This window comes from Bacteroides salyersiae (genome assembly GCF_031172035.1).
GTDB classification, from domain to species: Bacteria; Bacteroidota; Bacteroidia; order Bacteroidales; family Bacteroidaceae; genus Bacteroides; species Bacteroides salyersiae.
Genome location: NZ_CP133452.1, coordinates 2,727,173 through 2,750,164, shown reverse-complemented (window position 1 = coordinate 2,750,164; position 22,992 = coordinate 2,727,173). Strand labels below are relative to the sequence as shown.

The following is a 22,992-nucleotide window of genomic DNA, read 5'->3' as shown; positions in this document are numbered from 1 at the left end:
TACTATCATTTCTCATACAATGAACAATCCCGGAGTTACCGCAGAAACGTATTACTCAAAGAAAAATACTTCACCGCCATCAGAGCCGGCATATTTTCTCAATAAATCCTGTATCATAGCAGCAGTCTCAGACAGACCTGCCTTTCCGCTATATCCATTGACAATAGCAAGGATATGAGTCGTATCCAATCCCATTTTTGTACGTTCATTATCACTGGTAGGCGTACCGATACCTCCGATTTCATCCCTATACACCGGAAGCCCTTCAATATTCAATATCCCCCTGCCGATACCTTCAAACGGTTCGCCGGATTTGCCTATTCCGAGTTCCAGTGTCTTGCCCTGTATCTTATCGGCATCAAACCCACCGATGGAATACCCTGTACGAAGTGAAACCAGATTAATCAAATCCACCAACGTATCAATCTGATACAACGGAATCCCCCGCATCAGACGCCGGCGCAGAGCTTCGGCCGAAGGACGATAACGTCCGGGATCTTTTCCACATCTTTTATATGCCTCACGCGTAGCGGCAATAGCAGGTTGCAACTTGATATCTTCCATCTTTGTGTTCGAAGTCAACTCCCGGGTAAAGGCATCGATTTCCTTCCAAAGTCCTTCACTGTAAGCTGTATTTCTTACTTCCGCATAAACAGCTACTCCTGCAAAACCAGGACATGCAGCTTTTATTTCATTTGATAATGTAATCATAAATAATGTGTCAATGAGTCAATATGCCAATGTATCAATAAGTCAATATGCCGAATGCCATGCCATGCAGAACAACACAGTTCAAACATCCTAAATAACAACGCAATGAATATACCCAAACCGAATGCAAGCGCAGCCAATTGACACATTGGCATATTGGCAAATTAATTAATTATTAGTATTCCCGACAAAATACGACCGGAAGCAATTCCCAACCGTCGAGCCGAAAAGAACTCTTCATGATGAATATAGGTACAAATACCGGCTACCTCGATTTGTGAAGAAGGAACACCGAAACAACTGCTGACGGTTTGTTTCCCATAAATCGATATGAAACTTTCCCGTATTCGCATTCCGGCAAGATATCCGTGACATATCGAAACCATTCAAACGAAAAGCTTCATAAACCTCATCGCCCACTTCAAAAGATTCCAATGAGATGCCAGGACCGATACAAGCCACAACCTCTTCTCCCACCGTACCATAAACCGCCCGCATGCGCTCCAATGTATGGCCGACTATAAAATTCACCGTTCCCCGCCACCCGGCATGCACCGCAGCAATTGCCTGATGCTGCTTATCGTACAATAATATAGGAATGCAATCGGCCGTAGAAATACAGATACAGCAGCCGGGAATATCAGTCACCAGCGCATCGATACCTTCCAACCGCACACGTCTTTCTCCTTCCGAAAGCGCAAGAAAAGCTCTGTCTATCACCAGATTTTTCACACCATGCGTCTGATGCGGAATAATCAGTTCCGAAAGTTTCACGGGCATCGCCTCAAACAACAACTCCTGATTCCGGCGTACATGCTCCATTTCATCATCGGTAAAAGGCGAACAATTAAATGTGGCATACGCATCCTTGCTGCAACCGCCTCTACGGGTCGTCACAAAATGAGAAATGTTGGAATACGAACCAAGCGACCCGTATCCCAACATCTTTTTATCTTCTGCAAGCGAAATCATTTCTCTTCCCAGTCTTCTTCTTCGTACTCGTATTCCAAGTCATCGTCATCATCCTCTTCCTCATATTCATATTCAAGGTCTTCATCCTCTCCCATGGCTTTGAGTTCGTCCTGCAATTTACTTACGTCCTTCGGACGATGTACGATAGCCTCTATTTTATTGCTCTCTTTGTTCAATTCTTCCCACAGAATGTCTTTCAGAACAGAAATACCGAGACCGGAAACCGAAGAGATAAACATGTGTGGAATATTATCCGGCAACGTAGGTTCTATTTCATCCATCAGCTCCTGATCGAGCATATCGCTCTTGGTAATAGCAAGCACCCGTTGTTTATCGAGCATTTCCGGATTAAAGGTTCGCAATTCATTCAGTAAAATCTCATACTCCTTACGGATATCATCACTGTCCGCCGGTACCATGAATAACAACAGAGAGTTACGTTCAATATGACGCAAGAAGCGCAATCCGAGCCCTTTTCCTTCACTGGCCCCTTCAATAATACCGGGAATGTCTGCCATCACGAATGATTTTCCATCGCGATAAGAAACGATACCCAAATTCGGCTCCAATGTGGTGAAAGGATAATCGGCTATCTTCGGCTTGGCAGCAGAAACAGCCGACAACAATGTAGACTTGCCCGCATTCGGAAAACCTACCAGGCCGACGTCCGCCAAAAGCTTTAACTCCATAATTACCGTCATCTCCTGCATCGGTTCGCCAGGCTGTGCAAAACGAGGCGCCTGTCGGGTAGCTGTCTTGAAATGCCAGTTACCCTGTCCGCCACGGCCGCCCTTCAGCAGAATTACTTCTTGTCCGTGTTCGGTTACATCGCAAATGTACTCTCCCGTTTCGGCATTGTACACTACTGTCCCACAAGGTACTTCAATTACTTTATCTGCTCCGTCCTTGCCGAAACTCCGGTTTTTACTACCCGACTCTCCATGACCGGCCAATGCATGACGGTCATATTTCAGATGAAGCAGCGTCCAATAGTTACGATTACCGCGCAGAATAATATGGCCTCCTCTTCCGCCATCGCCCCCATCGGGACCTCCGTTAGGAACATATTTCTCGCGCCTCATGTGCGTAGAGCCTCTTCCGCCCTTACCCGAGCGACAGTATATCTTTACGTAGTCAACAAAATTCGATTCAGCCATACTATTTAGTAGTTAGAATTTAGTAGTTAAGTAGTAAGTAGAAGATAGATTTAGTAATATTTCAGCAAACCCTGACAATATGCATTTAACATTTTACTCACTTCGGAAGCCGACACCAACAGTATCGTTTTATCTTCCTCTGTTATATACTCCAAGTCTCTGGAAAGAATAACAAAATTTCTTGTTTCTTCTAACGATCCTTGTGATATATTGTAAAAATGCAATTTATCTTTTTGCCCTATTCTTACAAACCCTTCTGCGATGTTAGCAGTAATAGAAGCAGAAGCACGCCTCATCTGATTAACCAACCCAAACATTTCTTCTTTGGGAAATCCCTTAGTTATCCGGTAAATGCTTAAAACATACTGATGAGCCTTTTGCCATACTAAAAGATCCTCAAATGATTGCGTCGACATTACTACTTTACTACTTACTACTCACTACTTAACTACTTTCATTATTTATAATGCACTCACCGCCTTGCAGATGTCCTCAAAAATAGCTTCCATCGAACCGAGTCCGTTGATATGCTGATACTTACCCTCACCTTTATAGAAATCTTTTAGCGGGGCAGTCTGAGTATTATATACAACAAGGCGTTTCTTAATTGTCTCTTCATTATCGTCGGCACGACCGGAATCTTTACCGCGTTTGATCAGACGGGTCATCAGTTCATCCTCAGGCACATCCAGATCGATCATTACAGAAATATCCTGTCCACGTTCTTTCAACATGACTTTCAACGCTTCTGCTTGCGGAATAGTTCTTGGAAATCCATCAAAAATCACACCTTTACTATCTTTGAAGCTATCAAATACATTTGCCAGTATATCCACCATTAATTCATCGGGAATCAATTGTCCCTGATCGATATACCCTTTAGCAGTTTTACCCAATTCTGTGCCGTTTTTAATTTCTGCACGCAATACATCTCCGGTAGAGATATGGTTGATACCATACTTTTCTACGATACGTTCGCTTTGTGTTCCCTTTCCTGAACCGGGAGCACCGAAAATTACAATGTTCAACATTTTGTTATTAACAATTTTACAATTTAAATCTATTACCTATCTTGCAATCTATTATTTTTATTCTCATTTTATTCTCAATCAGCAGTTCCATCCTACTTAACTACTTTATTACTCTGACTACTTAACTACTTGACTACTGTTCTACCACCGTATAAATATCAGGATAGTTACGTCCGAATCCATCATAGTCGAGTCCGTATCCCACGATAAAATCATTAGGAATCTCCATTGCAACGTACTCAATATTCAAATCGACCTTGAGTTTTTCCGGTTTCACCAACAATGAAGCAATATGAATCTCTTTCGGACCACGCGTACCTAAAGTCTCGAGCAAACGCTGCATAGTCAATCCCGTATCCACAATGTCTTCTACAATCACTACCGTGCGTCCGGAAATATCCTCGTTAATACCGATCACCTCCTTTATCACCCCGGTAGACGATACCCCCTGATAAGAAGCCAACTTTACAAATGAAATTTCACAAGGGATTGTAATATGTTTTATCAAATCGGCCGTGAACATGAATGATCCGTTCAGCACACTGAGGAACAGAGGATTTTTACCTGCCAAGTCGCGGTTAATTTCGTTCGCTACGCGAATCACTTCTTTTTGAATGTCCTGTTCTTTGATAGAAACAGTAAATAGTTTGTCTTTTATCTGAATGGTATTCATAACCGGTAGTTTAAAAAAGTTGGATGCAAAAATACGATTTTTATTCCACTCCATGCATCATCTTTTGCAATTTCTTTGATAGAAGGAACAGAATCAGAGAAGCAACTCCCGACATCACGACAAACACCATAAAGAAATCATACATGCTGGCAATCTGATATCCAAAGAGACTTTTCACCTTTCCTGCTTCGGGATAGAGACCTGCAAGCATCCCGGCAAACTTATTGGCCGTAGCCGTAGAGAGATACCAGATGCCCATCATCAGTGAAGCAAAACGAATCGGAGTCAGCTTGTTCACCATTGACAACCCGATAGGTGACAGAGCAATCTCTCCCATTGTATGTATAAAATACAGCCCTGTCAGCCAAATAATACTTACTTTTACTCCCGGTTGGGCATCTTTCACCCCAAAACAGATGAAAAGATAACCTAAAGAAAGAAGCAGTAATCCGATGGCCTGTTTGGTAGGTGAAGAAGGCTCCATATGACGCTTATTAAGAAATCCCCAGATACCGGGCATGATATAAGCAAGTATCACGACAAAGAACGGATTGAAAGATTGGAACCAGGATGCCGGCATCTCCCAACCAAAGATATCACGGTTGGTCTGATCGGCTGCAAAAAGAGTCAAAGAAGCTCCTGCCTGCTCATAAGCCGCCCAAAAGAAGATAACAAAGAATGCCACAATATAAATTACAAAAATACGGCTACGCTCTATTTTTGTCAAAGAGCCATCCAGCAAAATGGTAATCGGAAACACGATACAAGCTGTAAAAATGCCGATGCTGATCCAATCGTCACCGAACCATGCGTAAAAAAGAGTTCCCAATACCAACGTCAATGCAATCAGGATTACCGCATTCCGCTTTTTCCGGCTATTACTCAATTGCGGATGTATTTTCTTCTCTTCCGCATCTATCTTCTTTTCTTTCTTCGCATCCGGAATGATCCCCAAAGGTTCTCCCGTAGGAGAAATCAGATACTTATTCTTTTGTGTTTCGAACAGCAGAATTGTCAGTACAATCATAAATGCCGCTATCAAGAAACCCCATTTGAAATCTTCGGGATTACCCGTATCCCCGAAATATCCGCATACCAACGGAGCGATAAACGAACCGACATTCACCCCCATATAAAAAATGGTATACCCGGCATCAAGCCGTTTATCTCCGGGCTTATAAAGCTGTCCCACCAACGATGACACAGTAGGCTTAAAAGAGCCGTTTCCTAAAATCAGGAAAGTCAATCCACCATACATCAGCCAATGAGACAATACCACCCTATCCAACATAGAAGCACTGAGGAACATCATCAACTGCCCGATTCCCATCATTACGGCACCCCAAAAGACGGAACGACGTATCCCCCAATATTTATCGGCAATGTATCCGCCAATCAAAGGAGTAAGATACACCAAACCGGTATAACTGCCATAAATAGATGCCGCAGACTCGGTATCGAATAATAAAGCTTGAGTTAAAAAAAGAATAAAGATGGCGCGCATTCCATAATAACTGAAACGTTCTGCCGTGCTTGTAGCAAAAATAAGATAAAGGCCTTTCGGATGGCCTTGCAATGTCCCCATGAAATTCTATGTTTTGTAGTTTATGGGACACAAAGGTACGAAAAAACGACAAAAAACAAATTTATCTCCCACAAAGAAAAACTTATCTATTCACCTTCCACAAGCTATCTACCAACAATTAGCATGTTTTCTTCATGCAACAAACGGAAAAAGTCGGAAGAATCATGTACATTTGTAAGTCGAAAACTAAAAAAGAACATCACAATGAAAATATTTCCAAGTAGTACTATCAAAAAACTGGATGCTTATACCATTGAACATGAACCGATTCAATCGATCCAACTAATGGAACGTGCCGCCCATGCATTAACAGAAGCCATCATAAACCGATGGGACAATGGAACGCCCGTTACGGTTTTTGCCGGACCGGGCAATAACGGTGGAGACGCTTTGGCAGTAGCCCGCATGATGGCGGAAAAAGGATATAAAGTAGAAGTTTTTCTCTTCAACACCAAAGGAGAACTTTCACCGGATTGCCAAGCCAACAAAGAACTGGTAGAAATCATGGACGAAATAACTTTCCACGAAGTCAGTACCCAATTTGCTCCTCCCGCTCTGACAGAAGACCATCTGGTAATCGACGGCTTGTTCGGTTCAGGGCTGAATAAACCACTTAGCGGAGGGTTTGCAGCCGTAGTAAAATACATCAACGCATCACCGGCCACTGTAGTAGCCATCGATATCCCGTCAGGGTTGATGGGAGAAGAAAACACTTTCAACATCCGGGCCAATATCATTAAAGCGGATGTTACCCTCAGCCTCCAATTACCCAAACTGGCCTTTCTCTTTGCTGAAAATGCAGAATTCCTCGGAGAATGGGAATTGCTCGACATCCATCTGAGTGAGGAAGGAATCGAAGAACTGGATACCGATTATGAAATGTTGGAAGTGGAAGAAATACGTTCCCTCATCAATCCCCGAAAGAAATTTGCCCACAAAGGCAACTTCGGACATGCACTATTAATAGCCGGTTCTCGAGGAATGGCGGGAGCATCCGTCCTGTCAGCCCGTGCCTGCCTGCGTTCCGGCGTAGGGTTACTCACCGTACATGCTCCCATTTGCAACAACGACATTTTGCAAACTTCCGTACCGGAAGCAATGGTCGAACAGGATGCCAGTGAAACCTGTTTTGCCGTGCCAACCGATACGGACGATTATCAAGCAGTAGGCATCGGTCCCGGATTGGGGCAGAACGAAGAAACGGAAGCTGCCCTTCTGGAACAATTGGACGGTTGCCAAACTCCCCTTGTCGTAGATGCCGATGCGTTAAATATATTAGCCAATCATCGCCATACGCTCACCAATCTCCCTAAAGGTTCTATACTCACTCCCCATCCCAAAGAGCTGGAACGCCTCGTCGGCAAGTGTCAGGATTCTTACGAACGTCTGACCAAAGCCATCGAACTGGCTCATGCAGCCAAAATCCACATTGTCTTGAAAGGAGCCTATTCAACCATTATCACTCCTACAGGAAAATGCTTTTTCAATCCTACCGGTAATCCGGGCATGGCAACTGCCGGAAGCGGAGACGTACTCACAGGTATCATTCTGGCGCTACTCGCCCAGGGATATCCGGCCGAAGAGTGCGCTAAAATCGGTACATTCGTACATGGACTTGCCGGTGACTGTGCCTGTAAAAAGTTAGGGACAATCAGTCTGACGGCAGGAGATATCATTAGCCATCTGCCGATGGCATGGCGCCTTGTAAGCGAATAAAGGTTAAGAACTTATGGATTTATCAATAAGTTCATTAACTTTGTTATCAAATCAGTTAAAAAGAAACCAATATGAAAAGACTAATTATACTGACAGGATTGCTGGCTACCACCATCATAGCATCTGCACAGACAGAAGTTGTAACCGGCGTGATGCGCGGCAAAGATTACGGAGTGACTTATGCACTTCCGAAAACCCAGATAGAAATCGAAGTTAAAGCCAATAAAATAACCTATATCCCCGGAGAATTCAGCAAGTATGCCGATCGTTATCTTCGTTTGAATAAAGTATCCGCCGATCCGGAAGAATATTGGGAATTGACGAGCGTACAAGTCAAACCGGTAGGTATACCGGACAAAGACAACGTATATTTCGTAAAGATGAAAGATAAAACCGTTGCCCCACTCATCGAATTGACCGAAGACGGTATTATCAAGTCCATCAATGTCCCTATCGATAAGAAAGCGGCAATTCCGGCCCAATCATTAGTACCTGCACAAAAGAAAAAAGTAAATCCGCGTGATTTTCTTACAGAAGAGATACTAATGGCAAACTCTACCGCAAAAATGGCAGAACTTGTCGCTAAAGAGATCTATAACATCCGTGAAAGCAAAAATGCCTTAGTACGCGGACAAGCCGATAACATGCCCAAAGACGGTGCACAACTCAAACTGATGCTCGATCATCTGGATGAGCAAGAACAAGCTATGACTGAAATGTTCTCGGGAGTACTCAACAAAGAGGAAAAAATATATACCATCCGCCTAACTCCCGGTAAAGACATGAACAACGAGGTCGCTTTCCGCTTTTCTAAAAAGCTGGGAATAGTAGCCAACAATGATCTTGCAGGTGAACCGGTATACATCACTCTTAAGAATCTGAAAACGGTCAAAATGCCAGAAGACGACGGAAAGAAAAAGGTAGACGGTGTAGCCTACAACGTCCCCGGTAGGGCTTCTATCGTATTGAAACAGGAAAAAGAGATACTGTTTGAAGATGAGGTGCCTGTTACCCAATTCGGAACAGTAGAGTATTTAGCTCCTACTTTGTTCAATAAAAATTCAACGGTAAAAGTAACATTCAATCCCGTAACCGGTGGATTGGTAAAAGTAGATCGCGAAGAGAATAAATAACCGATTATCCTACAAAAAACAACTTATAATATGGGTGGTGAAGGACATATGCTCGACATGATCCGTCGACTGAAAGAGGGAAGAGATTCTTCCCGCCTGCGGCGTGAACGGACCAATGAAAGGATGAAACGCCTGCAAAAAAAAGAGCCTTACCCCATGCCCGATACATCCCCGGAAGAGATGGGACGCATTATCCGTCAATCAGAAGAGAAAAAAGAGGCGGACGACCGTTATTTCGTATTCGGAACCCTCATCATCATAGGAATCCTTCTCCTATGTGCCGTTATACTATGGGCCATCTTCATTCGCTGACAGCTAATTTAATGAACCCGTCTTTTTGTAACTGAGAGAAATAAGCCAATACACGAGACTCGTAGTTCTCTTCATCGTTGAAGTGGGCTGCGAGTTTCTCTATAATCTCACGCACTGTACTTTTACCATCGATCAGCTCCCACACAGCAGTACCATGTTCCTCCAGACGGACATGAATATCAGGAGACATTCCTTTAGGAAGCAGAAAGCGACGCATCCAGTCGTATTTAAACCGGGGAAAAGCGATGACAACAGTGCCATCGCTTTCTTTTTCGGTCGTTATATGCGTACTACGGAAAGGAATAACATCCAACAGGTTTATTTTTTCTTTCGTAGCCATATCGTTTATTTCTTTATGTTAGCTTCCTGCAAACCATAACCTTTCTTCTTGTCTTCCGCTTTCAGCATCAAGGCTACAATCAAAGCCAAAACACCGAACACAGCAAAAATACTCATTGGCAAAGTATAGTCATACGTCTGTATACCATCTACAACAGGCCCCTTGCAGAAAGAGTTCAATACCCATCCTATCAAGAGAGGAACCAGCATCAATCCCCAATTCTGCACCCAGAAAATAAGTGCATAAGCTGTTCCCAACTGGTTTTCGGGAATAATTTTAGGTACGGAAGGCCACATCGCAGAAGGAACCAAAGAAAAAGCAATCCCCAACACGATCATTACAAAAGTAGCAAACCACCATACATTCAGAATCGGAAGTGCAAAAAGCACGTGTACACCGATCAACAGCCAAGCTCCCGTAATCATCAAAGAAGCACCTTTTCCTATACGGTCATACAAAGTTCCGAAGAGGGGAGTAAGGAATAAAGTCCCCAATGGCAAAAGACTTGGAATGGTACCGGCCAACTCCGGATCCACATGATATTTCTGTACCATCAGATCGGCTGCATACTTAATGAACGGGAAAACAGCTGAATAGAATAATACACATAATAAAGCGATCAGCCAAAAGCCTTTATTGCGCATAATAACAAACACATCTTTTGCACGGAAAGGTTCCTCCGGTTCTTCACCTTCCGCTTCAAGAGAAGCATCCAGCTTTTTATCATAGAAAGTATAAATGAAAAATGCAATGGTTCCTACACAAAGCATCACCAGACAGAACAATACAGGAGCCGGAATATTAGAATGGAATACTCCGCTTTCATCCGTATGCCCGAAGAAGTTGGAAATAGGTACGGTTATTGCCATAGCCAGCATGGTTCCGATACGAGCCGTAGCCATTTCAAGTCCCATAGCTAAAGCCATTTCCTTCCCTTTAAACCACTTTACAATAATCTTGGAGACCGTAATACCGGCAATCTCCACTCCTACACCAAAAATAGCAAATCCCAATGCGGCCAATGCAACTTGAAGTTTCAATGTCATTCCGAAAAATTCCAGATTTCCGGTAATATCCGTAGAAATGGCATAATATTTAAGTCCGCAACCGAAGACCATGAATAAACAGGCTCCCATTCCGGTGAAACGTACCCCCATTTTATCAAGAATGATACCACCGAAGATAAGCATCAATAAAAATACATTGAACCACCCGTAAGCACTGGTAAAAATACCATAATCCAAACTATCCCAAAGGAGTTCTTTTTCAAGCATCGGTTTTAACGGAGACATTACGTCAGTGAGGAAATAGCCGCACAACATTGTAAAAGCGACCAAGGCGAGCACACTCCAGCGTAGTGCTTTAGAGTCACTCAGATTTTTTTTCAATTGTTCTGTCATTGTAATATTTAAAATCTTTATTAGTATTAGTACAGTTTACAAAGGTAACTAAATATATAACAAAAAGATAGATTTATAAACAAAAAAGAAGCGAAACTATAACTTTCAAATGAAAATTATAGCTTCGCTTATAACCAACCAAAAGCTTCTCTGTTATTAGTTAGCAGGCGCTTCTGTTGCCGGTGTTTCTGTTGCAGGCGCATCAGCGGCAGGTGCTTCAGTAGCAGGTGCGGCTGTACCTGTAGGCATATTATACGGATTTGTTTTTTCTTCTTGCTTAGCTTGTTCCAGAATCACATCTTGTGTTTTTGAGGAAGAAGTAGGAACAACATAAGCTGTAGCGATGCTCATTACAACCATAAATGCAGCTAATCCCCAAGTAGCTTTTTCCAAGAAATCTGTAGTTTTGCGAACACCCATAATTGCATTAGATGATGAAAAGCCTGATGCAAGACCTCCACCTTTTGAGTTTTGAATCAGTACGATAAAGCACATCAATATGGCTGCAATAACCATTAAGATAACGAATACTAAGTACATTTTTTGTTATTTTGATTTAGCGTTAATAATCAGTTTCTCCAAAAATCTTATTTGGTCTGCAAAGTAAGCATTTTTTTTTGGATATTTCAAACTTAATTTTTTAATAATTTCAAGAGCTTTGGAATATCTTTGCTGTTTAACATAGATTTTCGCCAATGTTTCGGTAAAACAACTATCATCTTCCTCCTCTTCAGACTTCGATTCGTCAGAAGACAAATCCTTGGCAGCTTCCTCTGCGACGGAATCCTCTCCGGGCAGAAGAGGTTTCAATCGGATAGCCGATTCATTCTCACTCTTTTCTATAAAGCCGTCGATCAGTTCAAATCCGCGAAGTTTAGGAGCTTCAGGCTGTTCGCCGACAGAAGCGTCATTGTCTTGCAACAAGTATGCCGTATAATCCATCGCATAATCCAGATCGGTCCGGGCAGTAACTTCCTCGGGAACCGTAGACAAAAAAGCGTCGATCAATGTCAATGTCCGATCAAGACTGAGCTCCGTTTCCGGCAACTCTTCCGTAACCGCCTTCTTCTTACGGGAAAGTACATACTTGTCCCCTTCGATCAGATAAAACAGTGAACGCCGATCGGCTACGTATAAAATCGCTTTCCGCAATTCCGCCCCGAAAGTGATATCATGCAATAAATACAAATTCTTAAGATACAACAGACGGAGCGACTGAAAATAAGGATAACGTGTGAGCTGCGTACGCAGCTCATACAACGTGTCTTTATTCAACATTTCAGGATGCTGAATCCATTGTCGAAGGTTAGCAGAGATCATTTAAATTACCAATTTGCCACAGTCGCGTTAAATATCTGATCAGTTATCTCTTTGGTTATTTCAGCAATCGTTGCGTCCGGTATATTGGGCAATAAAGAGTTCGGGTCGAGGTCGGAACGGAAAGCCGAGAATTGTTGTTCAAAATCTTCCTGATGGTTCGTGTTGTTCACATAACGTACATTTACCGTAATGGTCACTTTGGCTTTCGAAGAATAACCATCGGCTGCAACGGCCTCATTATATACATTAATACCGGTTATTTCTCCCTCGATCTGCAAATCTGCATTGGCCGATCTTACCAATTGCAACCGGGTCTGGCGGGTAAAGATGTCTTTCAAATCATCATTAAACTTATTAGCCAAAGGCTGATAAACGTAAGTAGACTTTATAGGGAAATCAGCAATCGAAATCGTCTTTACCTTATCATAGTTAATAGACGCCCCGTTAAACTTATAAGAGACGCTACACGCCAGAAGTATTGCCGGTAAAACCAACAATAACATCCATTGTGGCATTTTTTTAATCCAAACCATATTCTTTTATTTTTCTATAAAGGGTACGCTCGGAAATATTCAGATCCTGTGCTGCACTTTTTCTATTTCCGTGATGCTTTTCCAAAGCTTTGCGTATCATTTCTTTCTTCACTTCGTCCAACGAAAGGGACTCTTCCACATATTCCTCTGTATCTTGTATATCGTCATCTACCGGACAGGGAGCTTTCACCGGATGAATAATCGTAGGTACCGACGCAGGAGGCACCGGTGTCACAAGCGACACATTTCCCTTTTCCGCCATCAGATTATGTACCATCTTCTTCAATTCCGATACTTCCTGTCGCATATCAAACAAAACAGAATAAAGAATCTCACGCTCGCTCTCGAAGTTCTTACTGTCCTTTATCCCGAACAAAGCAGGAAGCCGTTGCGTGTTCTGCACCGGAAGATACCCTTGCAGAATAGCAGCGTTAATTTCCCTATTGGTCTCTATTATCGAAATCTGCTCTGTTATATTCTTCAACTGGCGTACATTACCCGGCCATGGATAGGCAAGCAATACCTGCTTGGCATCTTCCGTCAGTTGAATGGCAGGCATACGGTATTTCTCTGCAAAATCACCGGCAAATTTACGGAACAACAATAAAACATCCTCCCCACGCTCACGCAAAGGAGGTATCTGGATAGGAACCGTATTCAAACGATAATACAGATCTTCACGAAAACGACCGTCAGCAATCGCTTGTGTCAGGTTCACATTCGTTGCGGCAACAATACGTACATCTGTTTTCTGCACTTTTGACGATCCTACTTTGATAAATTCACCGCTTTCAAGCACACGAAGCAAACGCGCCTGAGTAGGCAAAGGCAACTCCCCTACTTCATCCAGAAAAATCGTTCCACCGTCCGCTTCACCAAAATATCCTTTGCGCTCACCGATAGCACCGGTAAAAGCACCTTTTTCATGTCCAAACAATTCCGAGTCGATTGTCCCTTCGGGAATGGCGCCGCAATTCACTGCAATATACTGTCCATGCTTCCGACGGCTATATTGATGAATGATCTGCGGAAAGCTCTCCTTTCCCACCCCGCTTTCCCCGGTTATCAGTACGGACAGATCAGTGGGAGCAACCTGGATGGCTACATCAATGGCGCGCGACAAAGCCTCCGTATTACCAATAATACCGAACCTGAGTTTTACTTGTTGAATCTCCGCTTTCGTCATAACTGCACTATAAATTCCTTCTCCAATTTCATTTATACATCATCGTCCACAGTGTCAAGTTTCAGCTTGTCACTATCGTCACGTTTCTCGTAATATTGCTTTCTCAACGGATTGGCATGAGCAGCCTTATCACGCTGCCGGTTACGGAATACATCTATCGCCACATATACCGCCTGACGGAAAGAATCTTCACAAGCCAATCCCTTACCGGCGATATCATAGGCTGTTCCATGGGCAGGTGAAGTACGTACCACCGGAAGACCGGCCGTATAGTTCACTCCTTCATCCATAGCCAATGCCTTGAATGGCGCCAACCCCTGATCGTGGTACATAGCCAGCACACCATCAAAATGAGTAAAGTTACCTGATCCCATAAAACCGTCTGCCGGATAAGGTCCGTAGCAGAGCATTCCTTTCGCAGCCATTTCCTGAATAGCCGGAATGATAATTTCCTGTTCCTCCGTACCGAGCAATCCCTCATCCCCGGCATGCGGATTCAGTGCCAATACAGCTATGCGAGGTGCACCGATTCCAAAATCCTGTTTGAGGGACTGATGGAAAATAGTCAGCTTGTCTTGAATAAGCTCTTTAGTGATAGAAGAAGCAATTTCACGAACGGGAATATGTCCGGTCACTAATGCTACCCGGAAATCATCCTTCATCAGAATCATCAGCGACTTGCTGCCATTGCCCAATCTCTCCTCGATATATTCAGTATGGCCGGGAAATGAAAATCCCTCCGACTGAATCGTATGCTTATTAATGGGTGCCGTCACAATGACATCGATCAACCCTTCTTTAAACTCTTCGATTGCTTTTTCCAGCGCACCGAGAGCAGCCTTACCGGCTTCCGGATCGGGTTTCGAAAATTCCACTTTCACCTCGTCGTCCGTACAATTCACTACACTCAAACGATTGTGAGCAGCTTCCGAGGCAGAATTAACAATACTGAAGTTAGTCGGCAAATCCAAAGACTTACGATGATAAGCAGCCACTTTAGGCGAACCGTAAATAATCGGAGTACACAACTCCAACATAACCGGATCTGCAAAAGCCTTCAATATCACTTCATAGCCAACGCCGTTAATATCTCCCTGGGTAATACCAATCCGTATTTTAGAATCTTCCATGTGTCGTTATTTATTAGTTTGTTCCTCTCTGGCGACGTTGCCCATCGGAATTTCTCCCTGTACTTTCTCTGCAGGAAGTTTCAGCGTATAGAGTGATGCTTCGAGCATGCGTACCAGATTGCGTTTTAATTTATCAGGTGAATATACAAAAATCTCTGCTGTGATTATACGCTGGTTGGCTTTATCCAAACGGGTATGCGATACGAACGGGCCACCCATAAAATCGCCCTTCATTCGCCAAAGCCCACGGGCTTCCATCGTATAATCTCCATGTATATCAATAGGTCTCACGTCCACCGTTATAGAATCCGTAGACATATACATCCCTTCTTTTGCCCCCGGAATATTCGCTTTCATCACCGAATCACGCTTATGAATAAAATATTCCTTCGTGAATGTATTCTTATCGGTATACGGATAAGAATATATAACAAAATTCTGATCGCCGGTAGCTGTATTGGTAGATGCCCAGAAGAAATCCTTTCCCTCCTTGGAAGAAGCGAGTTCCGCCGGAAGCCAGATATCACAATCGAATTTACTACCTACTTTAGTAGATATATAATCATTGTGCTTATGCTGTAACTGAGCTATCTGACGATTCATCTCGGCGCGCGTAAAGAAATCGATAATCTGCTGCTTATTCTCTTCTACAAATTTCTCAAATTCCTGTTCATTAGGTGCCTGTATGGTAAGAATCAACTGCGGGGCCGCATAAACATCCTTAGCATATTTAAAAGCCGGTTTTGTATAAATATCGCGTACGTCCACGATGATGATATTACGTATCAGCTTCAAAGTAGAATCGTAATCTTTCGGAGAAGTATACATAATCCTAAAAGAACGTTCCGACTGCGGCAAACCCGGCACATCCGTATCGAGCACATCATACAAAGCCCTTCCTGCCGGACGCTCCCACAAAGCATGATCAACAACTACAAGAATCTCATACGCACGACCGCTGGAGGTCGGGGTAAATACACCCTTCTTACCATTACAAGAAGAAAAAATCAATGCTACAAGAGCCATACCGAGGAAAAACAGATACTTCTTCATATTGATCATTTTTTATGTTTTTACAAAACTACGACAAGTTCGTATATTTTCATCCGATAAGTTAATAATTTATATTAATTCTTGTTATTCTCTTCCTGCTTCGCCGTAGACAACATACCACAAGCAGCAAATATATCCTCCCCTCTTGAAGAACGGATAGTAGAGAACAAGCCATGCGAAGTCAGATAATCACGGAAAGCCGTCATCGTCTCCATATCAGCACCGTTCAGATCGACATCGGGAATAGCATGAAAACGAATCAGATTCATCCGGCAATCCAACCCACGAAGCAATTTCACAAGTTCCTTAGCATAAATCAACGAATCATTAACACCCCTAAAAACAATATATTCGAACGAAAGTCTACGTTGTTTACTAAAATCATAGTTCTTTAACAAATTTACGATTTCAACTATTGAGAAAGCACGTTCGGCAGGCATCAAATCCGAGCGTTGAGAAGGAAGCGGCGAGTGCAAGCTAATCGCCAGATGGCAATCGCTCTCTTCTATAAAACGCTGCAGCCCCTTACGCAATCCCACAGTAGAAAGAGTGATCCGTTTAGGACTCCACGCGTAGCCATAAGAAGCTGTCAAAATTTCCAAAGCCTTCAGCACCTCATCCAAATTATCCAAAGGTTCACCCATTCCCATCATGACAATATTGGTCAGCTTATCGCACTCCGGCAATGAGTTTATCTGATTCAGTATTTGATTAGAAGTCAGATTCGCCGTAAATCCCTGCTTTCCGGTCATACAGAACTTACAATTCATTTTGCACCCCACCTGTGAAGAGACACAAAGAGTAGCACGGTCGTCATCCGGAATATACACTGCTTCCACGAAATGATTCTCTCCTACCCGATAAAGATATTTAATAGTGCCATCGACCGAATGCATGGCATCGACAGGCGCTTCCCCTCCTACTTCATAATCGGCCTTCAATGCTTCCCGGTGTTTCAATGACAAATTAGTCATTTCATCAATAGTAGCCACCTTTTTATCATAAAGCCATGATGCAATCTGCTTAGCGGCAAATCCCGGCATTCCCAAGCCTCTGACTACCGATTGCAACTCAACAAGAGTCATTCCCAAAAGAGGATATTTAGACATATTCTTTACAAATCAACGTTATTTATGCAAATGTAAGGAATTAAAGTTAATTTCAGAGCAGACTACAGACAAAAGTTAACGTAAAAAGGCCGTTCCCATCCAGGAACAGCCTTTTACATATCTTCATTCGGTTTTAGCCCCTATTTAAACAGCCTCTTATTATCAGAAGAATAAATAACGTGAATCCTTCACTTCACCCTTCAGATAAAGATCATTCATCAAACGTCCTGCCAAACGAGCGTGCATATTTTCCAATGTAGCTTCTTCTGTTTTCGCATCAAACGTTTCATTTAGCTTATCTTTCGCATACATCTGCAGCACAAACACTCCGGCATTTCCTTTAATCGGAGCACTCAATTTATTAAGTTCTGCTACTGAAGCATAAGCACCTACCAACGGCTCACTGCTACGCAAAGCGGCAATATAAGCAGGAGCAGCGAAAGTAACATGTTTCACAGAATCACTCACCGCATTGGCCATTGACTTGTACTGATCAAAAGAAGTTGCATTAGCAGCTTTCATATCGGCCATTATCTTTTCAGCCTTCTTATCTTTTACAATCTCCGCTCTCAACTGATCTTGTACCTGTTGCAACGAACGATAGCCTTCAGGAGTTACACCAGCCAGTGCAACCACCAGCAGTCTGTCGCTTTCACCACATTCATATAATCCGGAAACTTCACCCGGCTTAGCAGAGAACGCCCATTTCAAAGCTTCTTTGGTACCTCTGACACCACCAATTCCATGCTCAGAGCTATACAAATCGTTTCTTTCCAACAATCTATATCCAGCTTCTTCCGCATTCGCCACCATTTTATCCAAAGAAGGATTAGCAGCAATAAACTGGCTGAAATTATTATAAGCTCTATTATAAGTTTCCTTGCTGAAATTTACCGGACGCTTGATCACGGCTACTTTATATTTATCCTTAACAGCCTTTTTATTGGTCACTTGAAGAATAATATTAGCCTGTCCGAAAGCCAAATTAGCTACCTCTTTTACTCCCAAATTATTGATAGTAGAGATAAATTTCAAATTCTCATTATCAATCTGCTGATTCTCATAACTTGCAGCAGCCAGCCAGTTGGCATCTCCGGTCTGACCATACTTCTTTGCCAGTTCAGCAAAGTCCGCACCACCTTTAATGGCATTATAAATACTGTCGGCCAATGTTTTTGTTTTGGCAGCATCTTCTGCATATACCTGAATCTGACGGAATTCGATTGAGTCGGGGGCAGCCGCCTTTGCAACTACCTTGAAAGAATTAATCGTATTATCAGCACCGTTATAATAAGGACCATATACTTTACCGATCGCAGCAGAGTCCATACGGGCAATTACATCTCTCGGGAAAGCTGTTTTGTTATAAAACAAATCAACATACGGCTGTTCCGAACCGGTAAAACGGATGAAAGAAGTATAATCATTATCCGTAGCAGCCAACTGCTGAGTATAATCCTCAACCTCTTTTTCGATAGCAGCTCTGTCTTCAGGGCTTGCAGTTACCTGTACATCGATATATTTGATGTCACGGGTTTCCACATACTGTTTGAACTGTTCCTTTTTCTTATTATAAAGATCTTTCAATTCCGATTCCTTCACTGTAATTGTAGAATCCACGATAGAAGAATAAGGCACTGCTGCAAGCAACACATCCATTTGATTTACTCTTGCATCAAAAGCATCCTGTGCCTCTATCGGATTAGACAAAAGTGATTTCGAAATCAAAGCCTGATATTTTTCTGCCAGACGGTTCTGAATCAAACTCTTTTCTACAAACGACCAGAATTTATACATCATAGTGTATTGTTCCACGTACTGAGCCGGCATTTGAGAAGGATTCATTTTCGAATACTCTACCAAGAACTTCTTCAACATATCTTTATCAAAAGCACCTGTTTGTGGATTCCGGAACGGAGTCTGCTGCAAAAGCGGATGAACACCGGCATCGATGATTGCCTGAATCTCTGCTTTTGATACAGTAAGTCCGAGTTTTTTTGCTTCGTTTTCAAGAAGTTTATTATTTACGTACGTACGCCATACTTCATCTTTTACTTGATTGGTCTGATCGTCACTCAACGAAGTCGTCCCACTTGAAAACTTTATTATGTCAGTATACTCTTCTACCAATGCCTGATAGTCTTGAGCGGAAAGTGCGTCCCCGTTCACCTCTCCTACATCATGTGACTGGTGCGGCTGCAATACTTTCCATGCGTCACCCGCAATGAAAGCAAACAACGCCAAGCCAATAACGATCACCAATAAAGGTCCTTTCGATCTAATGTTTTGTAATGTTGCCATTTTAATTAATACAGTTTATTTGTTTATTATTATTTTCTCCTTAGTTGTTTTAGCGCACGAAGATACAAAAAATGCTAATATACATCTATTTATTAGCGAAAAAAATGGAGGTATACAGCATTATTCCGCAACTTTCAGCCGTACAAGCTCTATTTTTGTCGGTGTAACCTTAATAATTTTAAACTCATACCGCCCGATAGAAATAATTTCATGCAATTTCGGGAAGCTCTGATATTGACTAAGAATCAATCCGCCAACCGTCAGATAATCGTCTGATTCGGGCAGGTCAAGATCAAAGGTTTCGTTCACTTTTTCTATTTCCAGACGTCCGGAAAGCACATACTCCCCTTCTCCTATCTGCTTACAAATATAAGATGTATTATCGTGTTCATCCTCTATATCACCGAATATTTCTTCTACCAGATCTTCCAAAGAAACAATTCCGGAAGTTCCTCCGAACTCATCCACTACCACGGCAATTGTTTTCTTTTGCTGCATAAAAAGTTTCATCAATTTGTGGGCGGCCATCGTCTCCGGTACGATAGGTACCTCCTTTACGTTTTCCCGCCAATCTTTGGGATTACGGAACATTTCCGACGAATGAATATAACCCACCACATTATCGATGTTCCCATCATAAACAATAATCTTGGAAATCCCGGATTCCACAAACCGGTTTTTCAAATCTTCCAGCGTAGTAGACAGATCGACAGCTACCACCTCTGTACGGGGCACAATACAATCCCTTATTTTTATCGTTGAGAAATCCAGAGCATTCTGAAATATCTTCACCTCCGTATCCAGTTCTTCACTGTTATCGGCATTATCTATGCCGGACTGCACAAAATAATCCAAATCGACCTTTCCAAATGCCTTTGCGGATGCCTCCTTGTTTATTTTCATCCCGAACAGACGCAGGAACAAATAAGATACTCCGGAAGCAAATTTAGAAATAGGATAAAGAATAATATAACAAAAGAACAAAGGAACCGCACAGACATTCAATACCAGATTAGGGTTAATTTTAAACAGCGTTTTGGGCAAAAACTCCCCTGTCACCAAGATAATCAGAGTTGAAATAACAGTCTGTACCAGAACCATCACAAAGTGATTCGTAATAAATCCGGATAAAAGATTATCACCAATAATCTGTGCCATCAAAATACCATAAATAACCAATGCTATGTTGTTACCCACCAACATAGTAGAAATAAAGTTATTCGGATTTTTAAAAAAGATAGATAAGATTCGCGACGAGATTCCTCCTTTCCGTTCCAGTTCAAATCGCAATTTGTCTACTGAAATGAAAGCAATTTCCATTCCCGAAAAGAAGGCAGAGAAAGCCATGGTTATCAAAAGGTAAATAATAATGCTCATAATCTAATTTACAGAATCCGCAGGTGCCTTTTGCTCTTCTTCGTCCACATAGAACACCCCTCCCATATTTCTTATCTGATAATTCGTCATTTGCTGGTTCGAATCAAAACCATATCCGGTGATAATCCGATCCGGTTGCTCGATACGTATGAAACGATCCGAATAAACCTTTTCCGTCGCTTGATTCCAATACAACAGCTCCGTATTGAAACGTTCCCCTTTCCGGTTCTTAATATCAACATGTCCCATCAACTTCCAGAGTTTTTGCTTATCATAATAATAAGCAGTATCCGCTTTTATACTGGCATCCACATTAAACACAGAATCGAACTGTTCCAGATAGACCCCTTTTTCAAAAGCCCAATAGGAAGGCTTCTTGCGGTCGTATACCAGCCATTCGTCAGCATCCATGCGATAGCGCGTCACTCCTGAATCAGAGATATAGGTAACCACGTCCATAGTAGCCATCGAAGGCAATGAATCCCGTTCCGTTATGGCCTCGCCGAGTTTTTTTTCCTTTCCTCCGCAAGAAGGAAATAAAAGAAGCATAACAATTGCCCCAAAGGCAATTGTTATGCTCATATTTTTACTAAATAAAAAGTTACTTTTCTGTTGTAACATATATTATCTGATCGTCGTAGTCTCCCCGATCCATCCACCAATAGTGATACGGTCTCCTGCTTTATAACCCAACATAAAGAGGTCTTTAGCTTCTGGAGTATAAGCTGAATAAGAAGAGATTAACTTATTTGCTTCTTCAGCAACACTGGGATCTACCGCTTTTGCTCTTTGCAACTTGTCAATAGCAGCAAAGAAAGTACATTTATTCAATGCCGGCTCATCGTTCCATTTATAATTACCTGCATACAGCTGTGCAATCAAAATATAAGGAGCCCCAAAGTTCTCATTGAAGCTGATAGCCTTTTGTGCATAACTTCTTGCCTGAGAAAGTTTTTTAGCCGAAGCCAATACACTCGCAGCTTTATAAGCGTTATCCGCTTTCTTTGCATTGTCTGTTTCAAGGTTTATAGCTTCATCAAAAAACTTAACCGAACCGTCGATATCTCCTTTCTTGAATGCCATTGCAGCACAACCTACGGCAGCATCTGCACTCGGTTCCAGTTTGTATGCATATAAAGAAGCCTGCAGATATGCATCACTGTCTTTACAGCCCATTAATGCCATTACCTTGATCACTTCTTTCAGCGCCTCCAGATTAGCCTGGTTAGCTTCAACTTTCGGAGCATATATTTCCTGTAATGATTCACAAGTAGCAGCACCACTGTTAATAAACTGAGCGTCCAATCCTTCTCTTACCGATTTCAAAGCAGTCTTAAGAGCTTCTTTATCTGTACTGGCAATAGCTTCATCCGTATATTGAGTATCAAGCAGATAATCCTTGATAAACTGCTCCTTGTGAGACGGATCAGCTTTCAACTTCTGCAAAGACATATCCAAGAAGAAATGCATTACATTAGGAGAAGCTTCCGCTTTCGTGTTTTCAAGAGATTCTTTAAACCATGCATAAGCTTGGTTCACATCTGGTGACGGAGCATACTGAATATATGCAAGCGCCTTATCTCCAAGCGCATCCGCAACAGAAGGTACTCCTTTCATTCTCGTCTGGAAATCTGGAATATACTTCATACGTACATCATGCGTATGCATCAACTCCTCAAAATACTTTTTATATTCAGGACTGTTCTTATCACTGATTTGTTTCATTAATCCCTCTAAAATCAAGAATCCGTCCTTAAATGTATAATAACGAAGTGTAGGACAAGTTTCCAACACAATCTTCCACGGCGCATAGGCATCCTTGAAGTTACCTGCTTTCACAGCTTCATGTGATACACTACTGTTAGGGATACAGATACTGTCACTCTGTGCCATAACAGAGGTTGCACCCGCCGAAAGGAACAACACAGCCATTAGCGTTTTAATCTTCATTGT

Annotated in this window: 22 protein-coding genes and 1 pseudogene; 3 read left to right on the top strand and 20 right to left on the bottom strand. The window is 42.3% G+C overall.

The genetic code is table 11. The annotated features are described in order from the left end of the window. Window positions 1-51: 51 nt before the first annotated feature. From RB604_RS09920 to RB604_RS09890, 7 genes and pseudogenes are all read right to left on the bottom strand, one after another. Window positions 52-711 carry a B3/B4 domain-containing protein gene (locus RB604_RS09920; protein ID WP_055295211.1) on the bottom strand — a complete coding sequence of 220 codons (660 nt, stop codon included), beginning with the start codon at window positions 709-711 and terminating at the stop codon, window positions 52-54. Between the two features lie 164 nt (window positions 712-875). Beyond that, a pseudogene (gene pgeF, locus RB604_RS09915) lies at window positions 876-1,683 on the bottom strand (peptidoglycan editing factor PgeF). Further along, on the bottom strand, window positions 1,680-2,840 hold the full coding sequence (gene obgE, locus RB604_RS09910) for a GTPase ObgE (RefSeq protein ID WP_005924818.1): 1,161 nt from the start codon (window positions 2,838-2,840) through the stop codon (window positions 1,680-1,682). Before obgE ends, pgeF begins: the two are co-directional and overlap by 4 nt. A gap of 50 nt (window positions 2,841-2,890) precedes the next feature. Beyond that, window positions 2,891-3,256 carry a four helix bundle protein gene (locus tag RB604_RS09905; RefSeq protein ID WP_005924820.1) on the bottom strand — a complete coding sequence of 122 codons (366 nt, stop codon included), beginning with the start codon at window positions 3,254-3,256 and terminating at the stop codon, window positions 2,891-2,893. Between the two features lie 45 nt (window positions 3,257-3,301). Further along, window positions 3,302-3,871, bottom strand: a complete 570-nt coding sequence (locus RB604_RS09900; RefSeq protein ID WP_005924822.1) for an adenylate kinase — start codon at window positions 3,869-3,871, stop codon at window positions 3,302-3,304. A gap of 133 nt (window positions 3,872-4,004) precedes the next feature. After that, entirely contained in the window at window positions 4,005-4,544 is a 540-nt protein-coding gene (gene hpt / locus RB604_RS09895; protein WP_007478471.1) for a hypoxanthine phosphoribosyltransferase, read from the bottom strand. A 40-nt stretch (window positions 4,545-4,584) separates the two neighbouring features. Then, entirely contained in the window at window positions 4,585-6,129 is a 1,545-nt protein-coding gene (locus RB604_RS09890; protein WP_007478472.1) for a peptide MFS transporter, read from the bottom strand. 204 nt (window positions 6,130-6,333) lie between these two features. Between RB604_RS09890 and RB604_RS09885 the strand changes: the two genes are divergently transcribed. From RB604_RS09885 to RB604_RS09875, 3 genes are all read left to right on the top strand, one after another. Continuing rightward, window positions 6,334-7,845 carry a bifunctional ADP-dependent NAD(P)H-hydrate dehydratase/NAD(P)H-hydrate epimerase gene (locus RB604_RS09885; protein ID WP_055295209.1) on the top strand — a complete coding sequence of 504 codons (1,512 nt, stop codon included), beginning with the start codon at window positions 6,334-6,336 and terminating at the stop codon, window positions 7,843-7,845. Window positions 7,846-7,916: 71 nt separating this feature from the next. Next, window positions 7,917-8,978, top strand: coding sequence for a DUF4831 family protein (locus tag RB604_RS09880; protein WP_007478474.1), 1,062 nt, complete (start codon window positions 7,917-7,919; stop codon window positions 8,976-8,978). 30 nt (window positions 8,979-9,008) lie between these two features. Beyond that, a complete protein-coding gene (locus RB604_RS09875; protein ID WP_007478475.1) occupies window positions 9,009-9,290 on the top strand; it encodes a hypothetical protein in 282 nt (93 codons plus the stop codon). Here the strand turns inward: RB604_RS09875 and RB604_RS09870 are convergent. The 13 genes from RB604_RS09870 to RB604_RS09810 form a co-directional block, all read right to left on the bottom strand. Next, a complete protein-coding gene (locus tag RB604_RS09870; RefSeq protein ID WP_005924837.1) occupies window positions 9,280-9,630 on the bottom strand; it encodes a PqqD family protein in 351 nt (116 codons plus the stop codon). The two genes, RB604_RS09875 and RB604_RS09870, sit on opposite strands and share 11 nt — an antisense overlap. A 5-nt stretch (window positions 9,631-9,635) precedes the next feature. After that, window positions 9,636-11,030: an MFS transporter gene (locus tag RB604_RS09865; RefSeq protein WP_007478476.1), complete on the bottom strand. Its 1,395-nt coding sequence runs from the start codon at window positions 11,028-11,030 to the stop codon at window positions 9,636-9,638. A 156-nt stretch (window positions 11,031-11,186) separates the two neighbouring features. Next, window positions 11,187-11,570, bottom strand: a complete 384-nt coding sequence (gene secG / locus RB604_RS09860) for a preprotein translocase subunit SecG (RefSeq protein WP_005924843.1) — start codon at window positions 11,568-11,570, stop codon at window positions 11,187-11,189. Window positions 11,571-11,576: 6 nt separating this feature from the next. Next, the gene (locus tag RB604_RS09855) at window positions 11,577-12,350 is read right to left on the bottom strand and encodes a DUF8458 domain-containing protein (protein ID WP_005924846.1); all 774 of its coding nucleotides are present in this window, start codon (window positions 12,348-12,350) and stop codon (window positions 11,577-11,579) included. A gap of 5 nt (window positions 12,351-12,355) precedes the next feature. Further along, window positions 12,356-12,883 (bottom strand): LptE family protein, encoded by a 528-nt coding sequence (locus RB604_RS09850; RefSeq protein WP_025819665.1) that lies wholly within the window; start codon window positions 12,881-12,883, stop codon window positions 12,356-12,358. Beyond that, window positions 12,870-14,069: a sigma-54 interaction domain-containing protein gene (locus RB604_RS09845; protein WP_005924851.1), complete on the bottom strand. Its 1,200-nt coding sequence runs from the start codon at window positions 14,067-14,069 to the stop codon at window positions 12,870-12,872. Before RB604_RS09845 ends, RB604_RS09850 begins: the two co-directional genes overlap by 14 nt. Before the next feature lie 32 nt (window positions 14,070-14,101). Further along, window positions 14,102-15,199 carry a 4-hydroxythreonine-4-phosphate dehydrogenase PdxA gene (pdxA, locus tag RB604_RS09840; RefSeq protein WP_007478478.1) on the bottom strand — a complete coding sequence of 366 codons (1,098 nt, stop codon included), beginning with the start codon at window positions 15,197-15,199 and terminating at the stop codon, window positions 14,102-14,104. Window positions 15,200-15,205: 6 nt separating this feature from the next. Next, the gene (locus RB604_RS09835; RefSeq protein ID WP_021936531.1) at window positions 15,206-16,252 is read right to left on the bottom strand and encodes a DUF4837 family protein; all 1,047 of its coding nucleotides are present in this window, start codon (window positions 16,250-16,252) and stop codon (window positions 15,206-15,208) included. A gap of 74 nt (window positions 16,253-16,326) precedes the next feature. Further along, complete coding sequence (rlmN, locus tag RB604_RS09830) at window positions 16,327-17,361, bottom strand: dual-specificity RNA methyltransferase RlmN (protein ID WP_021936532.1); 1,035 nt, start codon at window positions 17,359-17,361, stop codon at window positions 16,327-16,329. A gap of 162 nt (window positions 17,362-17,523) precedes the next feature. Continuing rightward, the gene (locus RB604_RS09825) at window positions 17,524-19,662 is read right to left on the bottom strand and encodes a peptidylprolyl isomerase (RefSeq protein WP_005924863.1); all 2,139 of its coding nucleotides are present in this window, start codon (window positions 19,660-19,662) and stop codon (window positions 17,524-17,526) included. A gap of 120 nt (window positions 19,663-19,782) precedes the next feature. After that, on the bottom strand, window positions 19,783-21,039 hold the full coding sequence (locus RB604_RS09820; RefSeq protein WP_005924865.1) for a hemolysin family protein: 1,257 nt from the start codon (window positions 21,037-21,039) through the stop codon (window positions 19,783-19,785). 3 nt (window positions 21,040-21,042) lie between these two features. Further along, on the bottom strand, window positions 21,043-21,621 hold the full coding sequence (gene lptC, locus RB604_RS09815) for an LPS export ABC transporter periplasmic protein LptC (protein ID WP_021936534.1): 579 nt from the start codon (window positions 21,619-21,621) through the stop codon (window positions 21,043-21,045). A 42-nt stretch (window positions 21,622-21,663) separates the two neighbouring features. Next, window positions 21,664-22,989, bottom strand: coding sequence for a hypothetical protein (locus tag RB604_RS09810; protein WP_007478481.1), 1,326 nt, complete (start codon window positions 22,987-22,989; stop codon window positions 21,664-21,666). Window positions 22,990-22,992: the final 3 nt, after the last annotated feature.